The sequence below is a fragment of the Acidocella sp. genome, from assembly GCF_036489515.1.
In the GTDB taxonomy this organism is placed as follows: Bacteria; Pseudomonadota; Alphaproteobacteria; order Acetobacterales; family Acetobacteraceae; genus Acidocella.
The window spans coordinates 66,856-84,825 of record NZ_DASXFO010000100.1 but is presented as its reverse complement, the minus strand read 5'-3'; the positions used below and the strand labels follow the sequence as shown (position 1 = coordinate 84,825).

The following is a 17,970-nucleotide window of genomic DNA, read 5'->3' as shown; positions in this document are numbered from 1 at the left end:
GGAAATCCGGCGGCTCGCCCTGAAGCTCGCGCAGCGCCAACTGCCCGTCGCGCGTATCCTTAAATGGTCAACATTCAGACGGGCTCATCAGGCCGCAGCAAGACACGCCCACCTTAAAAAACTGCAACTGTAGTGCTAGGGAAAGAGGCCCTTCGAACTTCAACGATCGGCGCGGCGGCTTCGCGCCCAACCCGGTCATGAGGCGGCGTTTTTGTGGTTCCCAGGACCGGACATTCCAGGTTCCGAAATTCAAGGAATCTGTTGAAATGCACTTTCGGTTTCGCCTGCTACCGAAGCCCCTAAAGCCAATACAAAATCAGCGGATTAGCTACATATGATTTGGACAACTCATCGGTGGCTTGCCACATGCCGTTGTATATCATTTAGTACGATCGCAAAACGAAGGTGATCAATGAGATTCTCAATTTTGACTTGCGGATTGCTGTTCGCTACGTCGCTCGCCGGACCGGCTCTCTCGCAACCCGTGGTGCAGAATTCTAGTAACGCGACCAACACAGCCGCCAATTCGGCGGAAGACTACATGCAGATGCACCAGATTGAATCCAACTTTCACCAAGCGGCTACCGACCACAACATCGACCAGATGATGTCCTTGTTTACCGACCACGCGCGCGTCATCGCATTTGGCAAGACTTATACCGGAACCGATCAAATCCGCCGGTTTTGGCAGTCTTCCGGTCCTTTTACCCATCGATGGGTGGGCTACACGCCCGCCTTTCGTATTGCCTACACATTAAACGGCAACACGGGACATCTGCACTTTGAGTGCCTCTATGTGGATGACCAGGACAAGCACGTTGCGCTACACGCGGACCTCAATGGCGTGGTCGCGCTGCAGAACGGGAAATGGCTGTTGGACGACCTGACAGTCACGCGGCATAAGGTCTAGGCCGCCGTCTTCTCATGACAGACACACGAGATTTTGCAAAGATGCGGCGTCTCCAAACGACTTCTTATGCCGCGACCTGAGGTCGCGAGGCGACTATGCCATACTAGTCCTGAAAGCCGGCGAATTGCTCAGACAGCTTTGAGATTGATTGCGGCAGCCTTGCCACGCTCCATCTCGATGTCGAACGTGACCTTCTGGCCCTCGTCCAGACCGCGCAAACCCGCCGATTGCACGGCTGTGATGTGCACGAACACGTCCTTGCCGCCATCCTGGGGAACAATAAAGCCAAAACCTTTGGTGGTATTAAACCACTTAACCGTGCCGATAGCCATTATGCGACGTCACTCCTTACATTGGCATAAGTCGATTGCCATTAAAGCTCGCGCAGAAACCTTCTAAATTGTCAACGAACTCTTGGTTTTCGTCGTGTTCAGACCTGGGGGGAGGCGCGTTGGCTTTTTGTCGCGGCCCCATCGCGCCGGGACGAAGGCTCTGGTCTGCGTAATTCACTCCAAAGCGGCCGGTCCGCTCTCGGCCCTAGCCACTCCATAGACGAAAGGCAGCTATTCGCCCGTCCTGCCCGCTTTGGGATGCACCGCTGGCACGCGAGCTATGACCGGCGTTGGCCAGAAAGCGCCCATTCGAGGCGCAGCCGCGGAACTGCTGTTTGTACCCGTTGCGGAAACCCAAACTAACCAACACCCAAATTTCCGGGGTCTGGGGCCTTTCGGCCCCAGCGGGTCCAGGGCAGAGCCCTGGCCTTTCAACCTTTGCGCTTAGGCTGCTGCTGCGTGATACAATGTATATTCCCCCCGCCGAGCAGGATTTCGCGGGCTGGGACCATGACCACTTGGCGGTCGGGGAAGAGGCTTTGCAGCACTGCCTGCGCTGGCGCATCGGTGGGCACGTCGAAGCTTGGTGCGATGATGGCGCCGTTGGCGGCGTAGAAATTCACGTAGGAGGCGGCGAGGCGTTCGCCTGCGGCCCGGTTCATGCCTGTGGGGCTGTGGTCGATGCCGGCGGCTTCGGCCGCGGTGAGGTGCATTGGCGTGGGCATGGGGATGCGCTCGACCGTGAGGCGGCGGCCTTGCGCGTCCTCGGCGGCCAGGAGGCGCGCTTCGGCGTCGTGCGAGACTTGGGTGTGCGGCTCGGCCGGATCGTCACACCAGCTGAGCAGCACGGTGCCGGGGCGTATGAAGCAGGCGAGGTTGTCGACGTGGCCGCCGGTTTCGTCATGCGGCACGCCGGCACCTAGCCAGATGGTTTTGCGCGCCCCGAGATAGTCATGCAGCAGCTTTTCCATGCCCTCGCGCGTGGGAGCAGAATTCCGGTTCTGGTCGAGCAGGCAGGATTCCGTGACCAGCACGGTGCCTTCGCCGTCGACATGGATGGCCCCGCCTTCGAGCACTGCCGGGGCGCGGAAGCGTTTGGCCTTTTCGATTTCCAGCATTTTCGCGGCGATCTGGTCGTCCAGGTCCCAGGGGAAGTACAGCCCGCCGCCGAGCCCGCCCCAGGCGTTGAAAACCCAGTCCACGCCGGCGAGGTCGCCCTCCGGATTGAGCAGGAAGGTGGCGCCGGTATCGCGCGCCCAGGCGTCGTTGCTGCTGGCCTCCACCACGCGCACGGTGTCGGGGAGCATGGCGCGGGCATTGGCGAACTGGCGGGCGCTGACCAGCATGGTGACCGGCTCGAACCGGGCAATGGCGGCGGCGACCGCGGCGAAGGCGGCCTGCGCCGGTTTGGCGCCGAGCCGCCAATTGTCCGGGCGTTCCGGCCAGATCATCCAGCACCCGTCATGCGGCGCCCATTCCGCCGGCATGGCGTAATTCAGCGCCCGCGGCGTCAGATTATCAGACATCAGCTTAGCTCGTCCGGCCGTGCCGGCCATCGAGCGTGATCAGCGGCGCGTAGAGTTCCGGGCGACGGTCGCGGAACACGCCCCAGGAGGCGCGCATCTGCGCGATCGCGTCGAGGTCGAAGCTTGCGGTCAGCACTGCCTCCTCGGTGCGCCCGGCTTCGGCGATTTTCGCACCGGTCGCATCGGCTATGAAGGCGGAGCCATAGAAGGTGAGCGCGGTGCCGTGCGCCCCCGGCTCGGTGCCGATGCGGTTGGAGGCGATCAGCGGCATGACATTGCAGGCCGCATGGCCCTGCATCGCCCGCTGCCAATGGTCGCGGGAATCGAGCGCGGGGTCCTGCGGCTCGGAGCCGATGGCGGTGGGGTAGAACAGCAGTTCCGCCCCCATCAGCGCCATGGCGCGCGCGGATTCCGGAAACCACTGGTCCCAGCAGATGCCCACGCCAATGCGGCCGAACGCCGTGTCCCACACCCGAAAACCGGTATCGCCCGGAGAAAAATAGAATTTTTCCGTATAGCCCGGTCCGTCGGGGATATGCGATTTGCGGTAGAAGCCGAGGTTTTTGCCGTCGGCGTCGATGATCACCACGGTGTTGAAAAAGCTCTGCCCGGCGCGTTCGAACACCGAGACCGGCAGCACCACCCCAAGCTCCCGCGCCAGCTCCGCGAAACGCGCGACCGCCGCGTTCTGTTCCAGCGGCACCGCCAGCTGAAAATGCGCGTGGATCTGATCCTGGCAGAAATACGGCGTCTCGAACAGTTCCTGGATCAGAACGATGTTCGCGCCCTGCCCCGCCGCAAGGCGGATCAGCCGCTCGGCGGTGGCGATGTTGGCGGTCTTGTCGGTGCCACATGCCATCTGCGTGGCGGCTACGGTGACGTGTCTCATGTCAGCACTTTAGGCCGGCTGTTTGGATAAAAGGAAGTGGCCGCTTTTTGAAAAAAGCGGCGCAAAAACTTCTGCGATGCTGGGCCATGGGCGTTGTCGCCGACACAGCCCATGACCCAGCATAGCAAAGTTTTTTTGCTACTTTTTGTTCACAAAAAGTAGCCTTCCCTTCCTTACTTGCCCTTACCGGCGGAGTTCGGCACACAGCCTGCATGGCCGATCTCGATGAACTTCTGAATTCCCGCGGCACCATGACGGAGCTTGGCGCCCATGTTGTCGCCGCCCGCTTCAACCGTGCCGGCTCGCATGCCGCCTTCGCGCTCGGCGATGGCAGCCTGCACCTGTTCGACACCCAGAAATGGGACAAGGTGGCGGTCCATGACGGCGCCGTGCTGAGCCTGGCCGCGCATCCGGTCACCACGGGCTTCTGCTCCGGCGGTGACGACGGGCGGCTGATGGCGGTCAGCCCGGAGGGCCAGGTGACCGAGATCGCGAAATTCGGGTCGAAATGGGTCGAGCATATCGCCACCTTCGCCGGCAAAACGCCGCTCCTGGCCGCCGCGGCGGGGAAAAACCTGCATTTGCTGAGCGGGAGCGGCGAGGTTCTGAAGACGCTGGCGCATCCCTCCACGGTCACCGGCATCGCCTTCGACACCAAAGGCAAGCGGGTCGCCGCTTCGCATTACAACGGCGCCTCGCTGTGGTTCACCTCGTCCTCCTCCGATCCGCGCAAGCTGGAATGGAAGGGCAGCCACATTGGCGTCGCGCTGCACCCGGCCGGCGAGGCGCTGGTGACCTCGATGCAGGAGAATTCGCTGCATGGCTGGACGCTGCCCGACGGCAAGCACATGCGCATGGCGGGCTATCCGGCAAAAACGGAATCGCTCGGCTTCACCCGCTCGGGCCGCTGGCTGGCCACAGCGGGCGCGGAATCGATCGTGCTCTGGCCGTTTTTCGGGGGCGGGCCGATGGGCAAGGCGCCGATGGAGCTCGGCGCCGGGGACGGCATCGTCAAGCGCGTCGCGCCGCATCCGGAACACGAGGCGGTGGCCGCGGGGTTCGATACCGGGCTGGTGATCATCGCCGACGTGCAGAAGGAGCACATTCTGGCGGTCTGCGGGCCGGGCCGCGGCGCCGTCACTGCCCTGGACTGGGACCCTTCAGGCGCGCGCCTGGCCATCGGCACCGAGACCGGCTTCGCGGCGGTCGTGAATTTCGCGAGATAGAAAGACAAGGCTACTTTTTGTGAACAAAAAGTAGTTTTCTGCTCCGCTGGGCCATCGGCGCTATCTCCGACAACGCCCATGGCCCAGCATAACAAAAGTTTTTGCGCCGCTTTTTTTAAAAAGCGGCCGCTTTCTTCTATCCGGGGCGGCCGGTGGTCATCAGGATCACCGCCAGGGCGATCGCGATGCCCTGCAGGATCACGCGCCAGCGCATCAGCCGGTTGGAAGTGCGCGGGCTGCGGTTGCGATTGGCCATGCCGAGGGCGCCTACCAGCATCACCACGACCACCGCGATCATATCGAGCGCCAGCAGGATGAAAAGGATCGTTCTCATACCGGTCATATAAGCAGGCGCTGCCTGGTTTGCCTATTGCCGTGCGGGTTGACTTACGGGGCAACATCCTTTGTGCATGGGCCATGCGTTTTGCCCTTTTCGCCTGCCTTTTCGCCCTTGCCCTCGGTTGCGGCAGCGCCGCGGCGCAGACGCCCCTCGCGCATCTGGCCCACAGCAGCGCCACGCCGGCCCATACCACGACCAGCACCATCATTCCGGGTTCGCCCCTCGCGGCTCTGACCGGCGCCGCGACGGCGCCCGCGACGAACGACGCCAACACGCCGGCGCCGTTCGGCCTCTCGGTCTCCACGGCGATCGACAAGCAGACGGCCCACGTGTTCGGCGATTTGGACACCGCCGTGCATCAATCCCTCCGGCTTACCCCGTTGCTGGACTGGGCCCGCAGCTTTGGCCGCCTCGCCGTCCGCCGCGCGCATCTCCTCGACATTTTCCAGGCCTTGGCTCTCACCATTCTGCCAGGCCTGGTGCTTGAGCGGCTGCTGTATTTCGCGCTGGCACGCCCCCGCGCCGGGCTGGCGAACCGTGCCGCGACGCGGATCCCGCCCTCTGATACGGCCACGAAACCGGCGGAAGACGGCGAAGACGACGAACACGGGCTGGCCGATGCCGAAGCCGGCGAGACGGAAAAGCGTCCGGGACTAAGGCTCTCGTTCCTGACCTGGGGATGGCGCTTCCTGCTCGGCCTGCTGCATCTGGGCCTGCGGCTGGTGCCGTTGCTCGCCTTCGTCCTCATCGTCCAGGTGCTGATCTCGACCTCGCTGATCACCACGCGGCCGGCGGAGTTCGCGGTCATCGGCATCGCCAACGCCTATCTGCTGTGCCGGCTGGCGCTGGAATTCGTGCGTTTCTTCCTGGCACCGGAGACGCCCGGCCTGCGGCTGGTGCGGCTCAGCTCAGCCCATGCCAATGCGGTGATGCGCTGGGCCCGGCTGCCGCTGGCGACCGGCTTCACCGGCTATGCGCTGGTCTCGGTCGGCGAATTGCTCGACCTCGACCACACCGGCGCCAACGTGCTGATCCGGCTGATCACCCTCGCGGTGCATGTGGAAGTCGCCCTGGGGATCTGGAAGAGCCGACGCATCGTCGGCAGCTGGATCGCCGGCACGCCGCACGCCTCCAGCCTGTCCGCCAGAACCCGGCAGCGGCTCGGGCGGATCTGGCATTATCCCGCGCTGTTCTATGTGCTGGCGCTGTGGATCGCCTGGGCCGCCGGCGTGCACAACGCGGTCGGCGTGCTCCTGCGGCTCGTGCTCGTGGTCATCGGCGCACTGATCGTCGGGCGGCTGGCCTGGCAAGCCAGCTCCCACGTGCTGGAGCGCATCTTCCCCGACCCCAACACCACCGAGGCGCTGCACCCCCTCTATGTCCGCGCCCATGCCTATAATCCGCTGGTGCGGGGGCTGGTGCGCACCTTCATCGGCATTCTGGTCTTCCTGCTGATCCTGCAAGGCTGGGGGGTGAACGCCTTCGCCTGGCTGTTGATCGACCCGATCAGCCGCGCGCTGATCGGCGCCTTCATCTCCATCATCATCACCGTCGTCGTGGCGCTGGCCTTATGGGAATGCGCCAACACCTTCCTGAACGGCCGGATCGACCGGCTGGCCGACACCGGCCGCACGCGCCAGGCGGCGCGGCTGCGCACGCTGCTGCCGATGCTGCGTGCCACGATCGGCGTCGCCATCGGCCTGGTCGCGGGGCTGATCTGCCTGTCGAAAATCGGCGTCAACGCCGCACCGCTGCTGGCCGGCGCCGGCGTGCTCGGCATCGCCATCGGCTTCGGCAGCCAGAAGCTGGTGCAGGACGTCATCACCGGCCTGTTCCTGCTGCTCGAGGATGCGATGCAGGTGGGCGACTACATCTCCCTCGCGGGCATGAGCGGCACGGTGGAGCGGCTCTCGATCCGCACCATCCGCCTGCGCGGCGGCGACGGCTCGGTCAACATCATCCCCTTCTCCGCGGTGACCACGGTCACCAACATGACGCGCGATTTCAGCAACGCGCAGATTTCCATCGCGGTCAGCTATGAGGAGGACCTGCCGCGTGTCTATGCCGTGCTGGCCGATATCGCCCACACCATGCGCGCGGAACCGACCTGGGCGGCGATGATTCGCGACGACCTGCAGATTTTCGGCCTGGACCAGTTCGCCGCCTCGAACCTCGTCATCACCGGGCAGATCCGCACCGGGCCGGGCCAGCACTGGGCGGTGCGGCGCGAATTCTATGCCCGGGTCAAGCAGCGTTTCGAGGCCGAGGGGATCGAGATGCCTTATCTCTATCTCGCGCCCGCGCCCGCGCCGGCCACGGAGAAGCATGCGGAGGCCTAGCCCCCAGGAACCGAAGGAAAGGCTACTTTTTGTGAACAAAAAGTAGTTTTCTGCTCCGCTGGGCCATGGGCGCTATCTCCGACAACGCCCATGGCCCAGCATAACAAAAGTTTTTGCGCCGCTTTTTTCAAAAAGCGGCCGCTTCCTTAAAAGCCAGTAATGTCCGCGAGCACGCGCCGGCCCGAGGTGCTGCGGCGCAGCGGGACCACGCCATGCATGTCCTTGCTGGCCTCGGCGATGGTGACACCGGAGAATTGCGGGGCGATCGCGCCGCCGGCCCGTTCCCACAGTTCGAAGGCTCGGCGGGGCCAGGGCAGCGGTGGGGCGAATAGCGCCGGGGTCCGGTGCTCGACCTTGAAAAACAGCCCGCCCAGCACCCGCGCCAGCTGCCGCTCGGAATAAGGCTGGCCGTGGCCGAACGGCGTGCTCTCGGCATAGGCCCAGAGGCCCCTTCGGTTCGGCACGACAATGATCAGCCGCCCGTCATCCTTCAACAACCGCCAGACCTCCCGCAGCAAGCGCCTGGCATTGTCGGCCTGCTCGAAGCCGTGCACCAGGAGGATACGGTCGAACAGCAGATCGGGGAAAGGCAGCGCCTCTTCCTCCGACAAGCAGGCGAGGCTGGCGCGGCCGAGCGGCCAAGGGGCAAGGCCCATCTGCTGCGGCGAGACGGCAATGCAGCGCGCCGCCTGTTCGCGCCAAAGTTGCAGATAAGGGCCGGCATAGCCCAGGCCCAGCACTGCCTGGCCGGCGCAGTTCGGCCAGATCTCACGCAGCTTCTGGCGCAGCAGGGTGGCAGTCAGGCGGCCCAGCCCAGTGGCATAAAATTCCGCCGCATCTCGTGCATCAATCGCCATCAGCCTTATATACACGGCTGCACACCAAGGAGCGACAGACGTGACCGTAACCGCCACCCCCATCCCCATGCTCAGCGACAACTATTCCTGGCTGTTGAAGGAATCGGTCTCCGGCAAGGTGGCGATCGTCGATCCCGCCGAGTCCGAGCCCGCGATCGCGGCGATCGAGGCGGCCGGCGGCAAGCTCGACATGATCCTGCTGACCCATCACCATGCCGACCATGTCGACGGCGTGCCGGCGCTGGTCGCCAAGTACCACCCGCAGGTGGTCGGCAACGCCGCCGACGCACACCGCCTGCCGAAACTCGACGTCGCCGTGCATGAGGGTGATTCGGTCGATTTCGGCGCCGCCAAGGCGCGGGTGATCGACACCCCGGGCCACACGCTCGGGCACATCTCGTACTTCATCGCCGATGGCGAAATTCTGCTGCCGGGCGACACCATGTTCAGCATGGGCTGCGGCCGGCTGTTCGAAGGCACGGCCGAGGACATGTTCCGCTCCATGGCCAAATACGAGGATCTGCCGGACAGCACCTTGGTCTGCGCCGGGCACGAATATACCAGCTCGAACGCCAAATTCGCGCTGACGGTGGACCCGGACAACGAGGCGCTTCAGGAGCGCGCGGCCGCGGTGACAGCCCTGCGCTCCGCCGGCAAGCCGACCCTGCCGGTGACGCTCGGACAGGAACGCGCGACCAACCCGTTCCTGCGCGCGCCGGATGCCGAAACCTTCCGCAAGCTGCGCACCGCTAAGGACAACTTCTGAGAAGCAAAGAGAAAGGCTACTTTTTGTGAACAAAAAGTAGCAAAAAAACTTTATGACTCTGGGCCATGGGCGTTGTCGGTGACAACGCCCATGGCCCAGAGTCATAAAAGTTTTTGCGCCGCTTTTTTCAAAAAGCGGCCGCTTCCTTCATCTGCACTGCCGCATCTGGACAAGCCTCCCCCAATAAGCCGAACGTGGCGCGGCGCGACGCCGCGCCAAATGTCTTGAGGGTCACATGACGCAGATGAGTTTGGTCGACTGGTTCGAGGAGCATCGGATCACGGAAGTCGAATGCCTGGTGCCCGACATCACCGGCATTCCGCGCGGCAAGATCATGCCGGCGCAGAAATTCCTCCAAGGCAGTGCGCCGCGTCTGCCCGAGGCGATCTTCATCCAGTCCGTGACCGGCGAATATCCGGAAGACCCGCAAGACACACTGACCGACCCGGCGATCATCGACATTCGCCTTATCCCGGACGCCAAGACGGTGCGGCTGGTGCCCTGGGCCCATGAGCCGACCGCGCAGATCATCCATGACTGCCAATATGCGGACGGCACGCCGGTGCCGATGGCGCCACGCCAGGTGCTGCAGCACGTGCTGAAACTCTACGAGGCGAAAGGCTGGAAGCCGGTGCTGGCGCCGGAACTGGAATTCTATCTGGTCGGCCGTAACACCGACCCGGACTATCCGCTGGCCCCCCCGGTAGGACGCTCCGGACGGCAGGAGACCGGGCGGCAGGCCTATTCGATCGACGCGGTCAACGAATTCGACCCGCTCTTCGAGGAAATGTACGATTTCTGCGACATGCAGAACCTCGATCTCGACACCCTCATCCATGAGGAGGGTGCGGCGCAGGTGGAGATCAATTTCCTGCACGGCGATCCGCTCGATCTCGCCGACCAGGTGTTTTTGTTCAAGCGCACGGTGCGCGAGGTGGCGCTGCGGCACAATATCTACGCCACCTTCATGTCCAAGCCGATGGGCAACGAGCCGGGCAGCGCCATGCATGTGCATCAGAGCATCGTTGACCCGGCGACCGGCGCGAACCTGTTCGCTGGCGCAGACGGCAAAGCCAGCCCACTGTTCCGTGCGTATATCGGCGGATTGCAGAAATACATCCCGGCGGTCATGCCGATTTTCGCACCCAACGTGAATTCCTACCGCCGGCTTACGCGCTTCTCCAACGCGCCGATCAACCTGCAATGGGGCTACGACAACCGCACCTGCGGGCTGCGCGTGCCGTTCGGCGAAGCCGCTTCGATGCGCGTGGAAAACCGCGTGCCGGGGGCCGACGCCAACCCCTATCTGGCGTTCGCCGCGACGCTCGCCTGTGGCTATCTCGGGATGGTGGAAAGGCTGGAGGCGACGCCCGAACAGGTCGGTTCGGCCTATTCCGGCGACTACACCCTGCCGCGGGAGCTCTCCCAGGCGCTGGACGTGATGGACAGCTCCACAGCCATGCGCGAGGTTCTGGGCGAGAAACTCGTCGACGTGCTGGTGGCGGTGAAGCGGCTGGAATACGAAACCTATCTGCGCGTCATCAGTTCCTGGGAGCGGGAGCATTTGTTGTTGAATGTGTAGAGGAAAGCGGCCGCTTTTTAAAAAAAGCGGCGCAAAAACTTTTGGCCCGCTGGGCCTGAGACTGTGTCGGCGACAACGCCCAAGGCCCAGCATTAATAAAGTTTTTTTGCTACTTTTTGTTCACAAAAAGTAGCCTTCCTTTTCACTTCCCTGATTAACCTAAGTCATCATGCTCTAATGGCCACCAACAATTATTATCAGACAACAAGGCGGGTTGAGCTCTCCGCGCCGCCGCTGGCGCAGGATCTGACCGTTGACGTCGCCATTATCGGCGGCGGCATGACCGGCGTGTCCGCCGCCTTGCATTTGGCCGAGCGCGGCTATGACGTGGCGCTGCTGGAGGCGCAGGACATCGGCTGGGGAGCTTCGGGGCGCAATGGCGGCCAGGTTCTGGCGGGCTTCGGCGCCAGTCAGGTGAAAATGAAAGCCCTGCTCGGCGCCGAACCGGCCCAGCGGCTCTGGGACATGTCGATCGAGGCCGTGAACCTGCTGCACGACCAGATCCGGCGCTTCGACATCCCCTGCGACCCGGTGCGGGGCTATCTGCACGCGGCGATCAAGCCGCGCCAGGTGCGCGACCTGGAAGAGACTCAGGAGGAATACGCGCAACTCGGCGCCCCGGTGGGGCGGATCTTGCGCGGCGACGAATTGCGGGCGCGGCTGGCCAGCCCGCGCTATCTGGCCGCGTTCGAGGACGCGCTCGCCGGGCATATCCATCCGCTCAACTACACGCTCGGCCTCGCCGCCGCGGCGCAGCGCGCCGGCGCCAAACTGTTTGCTCACACCAAAGTGACCGAAGTCACACCGGGACGGCGCCTCAAAATCCAGGCGGGCGGGCATGAGGTGCGGGCCTCCTTCCTGCTGACGGCGGGCGGCGCCTATCTGGGCGATCTGATGCGGCCGCTCACCGGCTACATCATGCCGGTCGGCACCTATATCATTGCCACCGAGCCCCGCGCCGATATGCGCCAGCTGATCCCCGGCAACGAGGCGGTGAGCGACCTGAATTTCGTGCTCGACTATTTCCGCCGCGCGCCCGATGACCGGCTGCTGTTCGGCGGCCGGGTGTCCTACTCCACCCTGCCCCCGCCCTCGCTGAAAGCCTCCATGCTGGCTCGGGCCATCCGCGTCTTCCCGCAACTGCGCGATGCGCGGGTCGACTATGTGTGGGGCGGAAACGTGGACATCACCCGGAACCGCGCGCCGCATTTCGGCCGCCTCACCGACAACATCCTGTTCTGCCACGGATTTTCCGGCCACGGCGTGGCGTTGACCGGGCTGGCGGGCAAACTGGCGGCCGAGGCGATCGCCGGCCAGGCCGAACGGTTCGACGCATTCGCCCGCATCCCCCATGGGCGCTTCCCCGGCGGCCGAGCCTTCCGCGTGCCGGCGCTGCTGCTCGCCACAGCCTATTACCGGCTGCGGGACTTACTTTAGAAGAAAGCGGCCGCTTTTTAAAAAAAGCGGCGCAAAAATTTTTTTATGCTGGGCCATGGGCGGTTCACAAAAAGTAGTCTTCCCCTTCGCTTGCCCTTCCTGGTTCCATCGCTCAATTATCGGGGCCATGAATCCGATCCTGATCACCGGCGGCGCCAGGCGCCTCGGCGCCGCCATGGCCCGCAAGCTCGTGGCGGCCGGCTATCCCGTCATCATTCATGCCAACCACTCGGCGGCGGAGGCGCAGGCTTTGGCCGACGAGCTCGGCGCCCGAATCGTGCTGGGCGACCTCGCCGATCCAGCCGTGCCGGCACGGCTGATCGAGGAAAGTGGCAAGCTGAGCGGGCTGATCAACAACGCCTCGCATTTCGTGTTCGACGCGCCGGGCTCGGTGAACGCGGGATCGCTGAACGCGCATCTGGGCCCGAACCTGGTGGCGCCGGTGCTCCTGGCCCAGGCTTTCGCCGCACAGGCGCCGGCGCAGGGAATGATCATCAACATGCTCGACCAGAAATTGAGCAATCTGAACCCGGATTTTTTCGCTTATACGCTGAGCAAGGCGGCCCTGGCGGCGGCGACGGAAATGATGGCGCAGGCTTTCGCCCCGGCGATCCGCGTCTGCGGCATCGCCCCCGGCCTGACCTTGCCCGGCGCCAAGCAGTCGCCGGAACGCTTCGCGCGCGCCTGGGCGGCCAACCCGCTCGGCCGGGGCGCGGCACCCGAGGACATCGCCGCCGCGGCGTTGTTCATCGTGCAGACGCCCTCGCTCACCGGCACCACCATCACCGTCGATAGCGGCGAGCATCTGCTGCATCGCGGCAGGGACATTGCATTTTTATCTTCCGAATGACCTAATATAATGAAATAGAGGTCGTTCTGGAGGCGTTGATGTCGGTCCGAAAATTCCTGCTCCCGGTTACCACTTCCGCCTCGGCTGAAGCCGCCCTCTGCGCGGCGCTGATGCTGACGAAAATGTGGAGTGCGCATCTGCAGGTGCTGCATATCCGCGTCGATGCCCGCGACCTCGCGCCGCTGGCGGGGGAAGGCCTGTCCGGGGCGATGATCGAGGAGATGATCAGCGCCACCGAGAAGGAGAGCGGCGCGCGCGCCTTCGACCTGCGGGAGATGTTCGGCCTGGCCACCGAGGCGGCGGCCGTGCCAGTGGGCGATGCCCAGCGCGGCCGCAACGAGCCCAGCGCCAGCTTCACCACCATGACCGGCCGCGAAGAGGAGATCATCGCGCATCAGGCGCGGCTCGCGGATCTGACCATCGTGCCGCACCCGCTGGCCGGGGAGGACGTGGCCGCGGCGGACGCGCTGCACGCCGTGCTGTTCGATTCCGGCCGCCCGGTGCTGCTGGCGCCGGTGAAACCGCCGCAAAGCATCGGCAAGCGCATCGCCATCGCCTGGAACGGCACCGCCTATGCCGCTTCGGCCCTGGCCTCGGTAATGCCTTTCGTCCGCCAGGCCGAGGCGGTGCGGGTCCTGACCTCGGAAGATTATTTCCGGCGCGGACCGAGTGCTGCCGAAGTGGTGGAGTATATCTCGCATCACGGCGTGGCCGCGGAGGTGGGGGAGTTCCGGCCGATCGACCGTGTCGTCGGCGCCGGCATGCTGGCGGCGGCGATGGATTGGGGCGCGGACCTGATGTCGATGGGGGCCTATTGCTCGTCCTCGCGCCTGCGTCAGCTGATCCTGGGCGGCACCACGCGCCATGTGCTGGAACACGCCACCCTGCCGGTGCTGATGAACCGCTAGGAAGCGAAGTGGAAGGCTACTTTTTGTGAACAAAAAGTAGCAAAAAAACTTCTATAATGCTGGGCTTGGGGCATTGTCGCAGACAACGCCCCAAGCCCAGCGGAACAAAAGTTTTTGCGCCGCTTTTGATCGAAAAAGCGGCCGCTTTCTTTATCCGAGAGCCCGGCCCAGATCGCAAAGGATCACGCCATGATCGAAATCCGTCCCTTCGCTTCGCTCGGCGCCTTCCGCAACAGCTGGCTGAACGCCAAGCATCATTTCAGCTTCAGTTCCTACCACGACCCCGACCGCATGGGTGTGGGCCGGTTACGCGTCTGGAACGATGACGAGATCGCGGCCGGCACCGGCTTCGGCGCGCATCCGCACCGGGATATGGAAATCATCACCTTCGTTCGCCAGGGCGCCATCACCCACCAGGACAGCCTCGGCAATGAGGGCCGGACCCGGGCCGGCGACGTGCAGGTGATGCACGCCGGCACCGGCATCACCCATTCCGAGCTGAACGAGGAGACCGAGGCGACCCGGATCTTTCAGATCTGGATCGAGCCCGACCAGCACGGTGTGACGCCGGGTTGGGAGGCGCGGGAATTTCCGCGCGCCAGCGGCGAAGGGCTGCAAGTGCTGGCAAGCGGCCGGCCGGCGGACCGCGCCACCGACGCCCTGCCGCTTTATGCCGATGCCGCGCTGGTGGCGGCCAAACTCGCCACCGGTGAACGCGCCAGCTACGCCCTGCTGACCGGCCGGGCCGCCTATCTGGTGGCGGCCAGCGGCGAAATAAAGGTCAACGGCCAGGTGGCCGCCGCGCGGGATGGCGTGGCGTTGCACGATGAGCCGCATATCGAGATCGAGGCACTGCACGCCGCGGAAATCCTGCTGGTGGACGTGCGGGACGCGCCATAGGCTGACGCAGTCCTCATATGCAATTTGACCAAAATATTGTGGATCCTGTATAATTTCGTTGCCTGTGGTATTTCGGTAACTATTGTTTCAAGCTGTCACACGAACATCGTATAGAACTAGCCTCGAAAACGTGTCTTAAGCAGCGGGCCGATTTTGTTACCATCATGCGAGCTGGAGAAAGTGTTTACATGCGCAAGAAAATAAACCGTAGCACGGCGATCACCCTGGCGTTGCTCGGTGCGACCGCGCTTTGCAGCGCGACGGCCGGCACTGCTTTTGCCGCCGACACTCCGGCGCTGAACGAGACGGCCGCCGTGCAGGGCAGCTTCACGCCGGTTGGCGATTTCACCAACCTGGTCAAGCGGGTGACGCCAGCCGTGGTCTCGATCGACGTGCATCTGAAGCTCGATCAGGCCGCGGATGCCAGCGACGACAACGGCGATTCCGGCAACGGCGCGCCGCCGGGCTTCCCGCAATTGCCCGGTTTTCCGCCCGGCTTCCCCTTCGGCGGCGCCCCCGCGCAACCGCAGGCGGTCGAGGCCAAGGGCTCCGGCTTCATCATCAATTCCAGCGGCATCGTCGTCACCAACAACCATGTGGTGAAGGACGCAAAGACCGTCAGCGTCATTCTGTCCGACGGCACGAGCTATCCGGCGAAAATCATCGGCACCGATCCGAAGACTGATCTTGCCGTGCTGAAAATCAATGTCGGTCACCCCCTCCCCTATGTCGAGCTTGGCTCCTCCAAGGATGTCGAACCCGGCGAATGGGTGGTGGCGATGGGCAATCCGTTCGGCCTGGGCGGCACCGTGACCGCGGGCATCGTCTCGGCGCTGGGCCGCAACATTGGCGACGGACCGTATGACCGCTTCATCCAGATCGACGCGCCGATCAACGAGGGCAATTCCGGCGGCCCGCTGTTCGACCAGCACGGCCAGGTGATCGGCATCAATACCGCGATCCTCACGCCCTCCGGCGGCTCGGTCGGCATCGGCTTCGCCATCCCCTCCGACATGGTCAAACGCGTCGTCACGCAGCTGATCGACAGCGGCAAGGTGACGCGCGGCTATCTCGGCGTGGCAGCACAGCAGATCTCGCCGCAGATGGCGCAGGCGATGGGCCTGCCGACCACCGACCCGACCACTGACGGGGCGCTGATCGCCGCGGTGTCCGGCGACAGCCCCGCCGCCCGCGCCGGGCTGAAGCCGGGCGATGTGATCACCGCCGTCAATGGCACGAAGGTCACGGATCCCAGCGATCTCGCCGCCGATATCGCCGATATCGATCCCGGCCACGACACCAGCATCACATATCTGCGGGACGGCAAGTCGCACGATATGTCGTTGGCGGTGACGACCATGCCGGCTGATCCGAACGCCGATTTCCAGAAGGGTGGCAGCGGCCCGGCCACAGCGACGAGCCACGCGGCTTTGGGTCTGACCCTGGCGCCGCTGACGCCCGATAGCCGCAGCCAGCTCAACCTGCCGAGCAGCGCCAATGGCGCGGTGATCGCCAACGTGACCCCGAACTCTCTCGCCGACCAGGCCGGGCTGCAGCCGGGCGATCTGCTCGTGGGTGTCGGCTCGACGAACGTGACCTCACCGGACGACGCGGTGACGGCGATCGACGCGGCGCGCAAGTCGGGGGCACCGGCCGTCGCCCTGCGCATCATCCGCCAGGGTGAGGCGCTGTTCGTCGGTATCGGGCTGAAGAAGAACGCCCAAGGCTAGAAGCGAAGAAGCTAAGGAAGACTACTTTTTGTGAACAAAAAGTAGCAAAAAAACTTTGTTAATGCTGGGCCATGGGCGTTGTCGGTCACGATGCCCATGGCCCAGCAAGCAAAAGTTTTTGCGTCGCTTTTTTCAAAAAGCGACCACTTTCCTTACCGGCGCGACTCATGGCGTGCCGGTAGTATTATTTGATAATCCTTTCAATCCGACGTTTTCACCCCATCTGCAGCGGGTCTTAACTTCGGAGTCACCATGAAAATCGGATTTTTGGGCCTCGGCCAGATGGGCAGCGGGATCGCCGCCAACCTGCTGAAGGCCGGGCACGAGCTCAGCGTTTACAATCGTTCGACCAGCAAGACCGAGGCGCTGGTCGCCCAGGGCGCGACCCTGGCGAAGACCCCGGCTGAAGCCTGCCAGGGCGATGTGGTGTTCACCATGCTGGCGGACGACGCCGCCGCCGAGGCCGCGGTGTTCGGCGAGAACGGCATTCTCGGCGCGCTGAAGAAGGGCGCGATCCACGTCTCCTGCAGCACGATCAGCGTGAAGCTTTCCGAAAAACTGACCGAGGCGCACGCCAAGGCCGGGCAGCGTTATGTTGCCGCCCCGGTCTTCGGCCGCCCCGATGCCGCCGCGGCCGGCAAGCTGTTCATCGCCGCCGCCGGCGAGGCACAGGCGCTGAAGGACGTGGCGCCGCTGTTCGACGTGATCGGCCAGCGCGCCTTCGTGCTCAGCGACAAGCCCTCAGCCGCCAATCTGGTGAAGCTCAGCGGCAATTTCCTGATCGCCTCGGTGATTGAGTCGCTCGGTGAGGCGATGGCGCTGGTGGGCAAAGGCGGCGTCGAGTTGCACGCCTATCTGGACCTGCTGACCTCCACGCTGTTTTCCGCCCCGGTGTACAAGACCTATGGCGGGCTGATCGCGGACCAGAAATTCTCGCCGGCTGGCTTTGCCGCCCCGCTGGGGCAAAAGGATATCCGCCTGGCGCTGGCCGCCGCGGAAGACCTGCGCGTGCCGATGCCGCTCGCCAGCCTGTTGCGCGACCGCTTCCTGACGCTGATGGCCAATGGCGGGGAAAACCTGGACTGGTCGGCGATCGGCCATCTGGCTGCCAAGGATTCCGGGCAGTAAGAAAGCGGCCGCTTTTTAAAAAAAGCGGCGCAAAAATTTTTTTCTCCGCTGGGCCTGGGGCGGTGTCCCCGACAATGCCTCAGGCCCAGCATAGTAAAGTTTTTTTGCTTCTTTTTGTTCACAAAAAGAAGCCTTCCCCTTCGCTTCCCTGAGCTGTAGCGCCGCCATCCCTCAGTGACGCGAATACGAGCCCCGCAAAAAATTTTTATCCAAAACCGCATTTTGCGCCTCCGTTTTAGTTGATTTTTTT

Annotated in this window: 16 protein-coding genes; 11 read left to right on the top strand and 5 right to left on the bottom strand. The window is 63.8% G+C overall.

Annotated elements, in window-relative coordinates; translation table 11 throughout:
* The first annotated feature begins 412 nt into the window (after positions 1-412).
* A complete protein-coding gene (locus tag VGG47_RS15255; RefSeq protein ID WP_331540094.1) occupies positions 413-910 on the top strand; it encodes a nuclear transport factor 2 family protein in 498 nt (165 codons plus the stop codon).
* 128 nt (positions 911-1,038) lie between these two features.
* Here VGG47_RS15255 and VGG47_RS15250 read toward each other — a convergent pair whose 3' ends face one another.
* The 3 genes from VGG47_RS15250 to aguB form a co-directional block, all read right to left on the bottom strand.
* A complete protein-coding gene (locus VGG47_RS15250; protein ID WP_331540092.1) occupies positions 1,039-1,242 on the bottom strand; it encodes a cold-shock protein in 204 nt (67 codons plus the stop codon).
* A gap of 431 nt (positions 1,243-1,673) precedes the next feature.
* A complete protein-coding gene (aguA, locus tag VGG47_RS15245) occupies positions 1,674-2,768 on the bottom strand; it encodes an agmatine deiminase (protein ID WP_331540090.1) in 1,095 nt (364 codons plus the stop codon).
* 4 nt (positions 2,769-2,772) lie between these two features.
* Positions 2,773-3,657: an N-carbamoylputrescine amidase gene (gene aguB / locus VGG47_RS15240; RefSeq protein ID WP_331540088.1), complete on the bottom strand. Its 885-nt coding sequence runs from the start codon at positions 3,655-3,657 to the stop codon at positions 2,773-2,775.
* Positions 3,658-3,869: 212 nt separating this feature from the next.
* On the opposite strand from aguB, the gene VGG47_RS15235 reads away from it, so the two are divergent.
* A complete protein-coding gene (locus VGG47_RS15235) occupies positions 3,870-4,883 on the top strand; it encodes a WD40 repeat domain-containing protein (RefSeq protein ID WP_331540086.1) in 1,014 nt (337 codons plus the stop codon).
* Between the two features lie 136 nt (positions 4,884-5,019).
* On the opposite strand, the gene VGG47_RS15230 is transcribed toward VGG47_RS15235, so the two are convergent.
* Positions 5,020-5,217, bottom strand: a complete 198-nt coding sequence (locus VGG47_RS15230; RefSeq protein WP_331540084.1) for an HIG1 domain-containing protein — start codon at positions 5,215-5,217, stop codon at positions 5,020-5,022.
* 83 nt (positions 5,218-5,300) lie between these two features.
* Here VGG47_RS15230 and VGG47_RS15225 point away from each other — a divergent pair, with 83 nt between their 5' ends.
* Entirely contained in the window at positions 5,301-7,562 is a 2,262-nt protein-coding gene (locus VGG47_RS15225; RefSeq protein WP_331540082.1) for a mechanosensitive ion channel domain-containing protein, read from the top strand.
* Positions 7,563-7,708: 146 nt separating this feature from the next.
* Here VGG47_RS15225 and VGG47_RS15220 read toward each other — a convergent pair whose 3' ends face one another.
* On the bottom strand, positions 7,709-8,419 hold the full coding sequence (locus VGG47_RS15220; RefSeq protein ID WP_331540080.1) for a class I SAM-dependent methyltransferase: 711 nt from the start codon (positions 8,417-8,419) through the stop codon (positions 7,709-7,711).
* A 40-nt stretch (positions 8,420-8,459) separates the two neighbouring features.
* On the opposite strand from VGG47_RS15220, the gene gloB reads away from it, so the two are divergent.
* The 8 genes from gloB (at position 8,460) to VGG47_RS15180 (ending at position 17,720) form a co-directional block, all read left to right on the top strand.
* The gene (gene gloB / locus VGG47_RS15215) at positions 8,460-9,185 is read left to right on the top strand and encodes a hydroxyacylglutathione hydrolase (protein WP_331540078.1); all 726 of its coding nucleotides are present in this window, start codon (positions 8,460-8,462) and stop codon (positions 9,183-9,185) included.
* Positions 9,186-9,420: 235 nt separating this feature from the next.
* Complete coding sequence (locus tag VGG47_RS15210; RefSeq protein WP_331540076.1) at positions 9,421-10,767, top strand: glutamine synthetase family protein; 1,347 nt, start codon at positions 9,421-9,423, stop codon at positions 10,765-10,767.
* A 177-nt stretch (positions 10,768-10,944) separates the two neighbouring features.
* Positions 10,945-12,204 carry an NAD(P)/FAD-dependent oxidoreductase gene (locus tag VGG47_RS15205; RefSeq protein ID WP_331540074.1) on the top strand — a complete coding sequence of 420 codons (1,260 nt, stop codon included), beginning with the start codon at positions 10,945-10,947 and terminating at the stop codon, positions 12,202-12,204.
* A gap of 127 nt (positions 12,205-12,331) precedes the next feature.
* Entirely contained in the window at positions 12,332-13,054 is a 723-nt protein-coding gene (locus VGG47_RS15200; RefSeq protein WP_331540072.1) for an SDR family oxidoreductase, read from the top strand.
* A gap of 38 nt (positions 13,055-13,092) precedes the next feature.
* Positions 13,093-13,962, top strand: coding sequence for a universal stress protein (locus VGG47_RS15195; protein ID WP_331540070.1), 870 nt, complete (start codon positions 13,093-13,095; stop codon positions 13,960-13,962).
* A gap of 189 nt (positions 13,963-14,151) precedes the next feature.
* Positions 14,152-14,862, top strand: a complete 711-nt coding sequence (locus VGG47_RS15190; protein WP_331540068.1) for a pirin family protein — start codon at positions 14,152-14,154, stop codon at positions 14,860-14,862.
* A 188-nt stretch (positions 14,863-15,050) separates the two neighbouring features.
* Positions 15,051-16,592, top strand: coding sequence for a Do family serine endopeptidase (locus tag VGG47_RS15185; protein ID WP_331540066.1), 1,542 nt, complete (start codon positions 15,051-15,053; stop codon positions 16,590-16,592).
* 252 nt (positions 16,593-16,844) lie between these two features.
* A complete protein-coding gene (locus VGG47_RS15180; RefSeq protein WP_331540064.1) occupies positions 16,845-17,720 on the top strand; it encodes an NAD(P)-dependent oxidoreductase in 876 nt (291 codons plus the stop codon).
* Positions 17,721-17,970 lie beyond the last annotated feature (250 nt).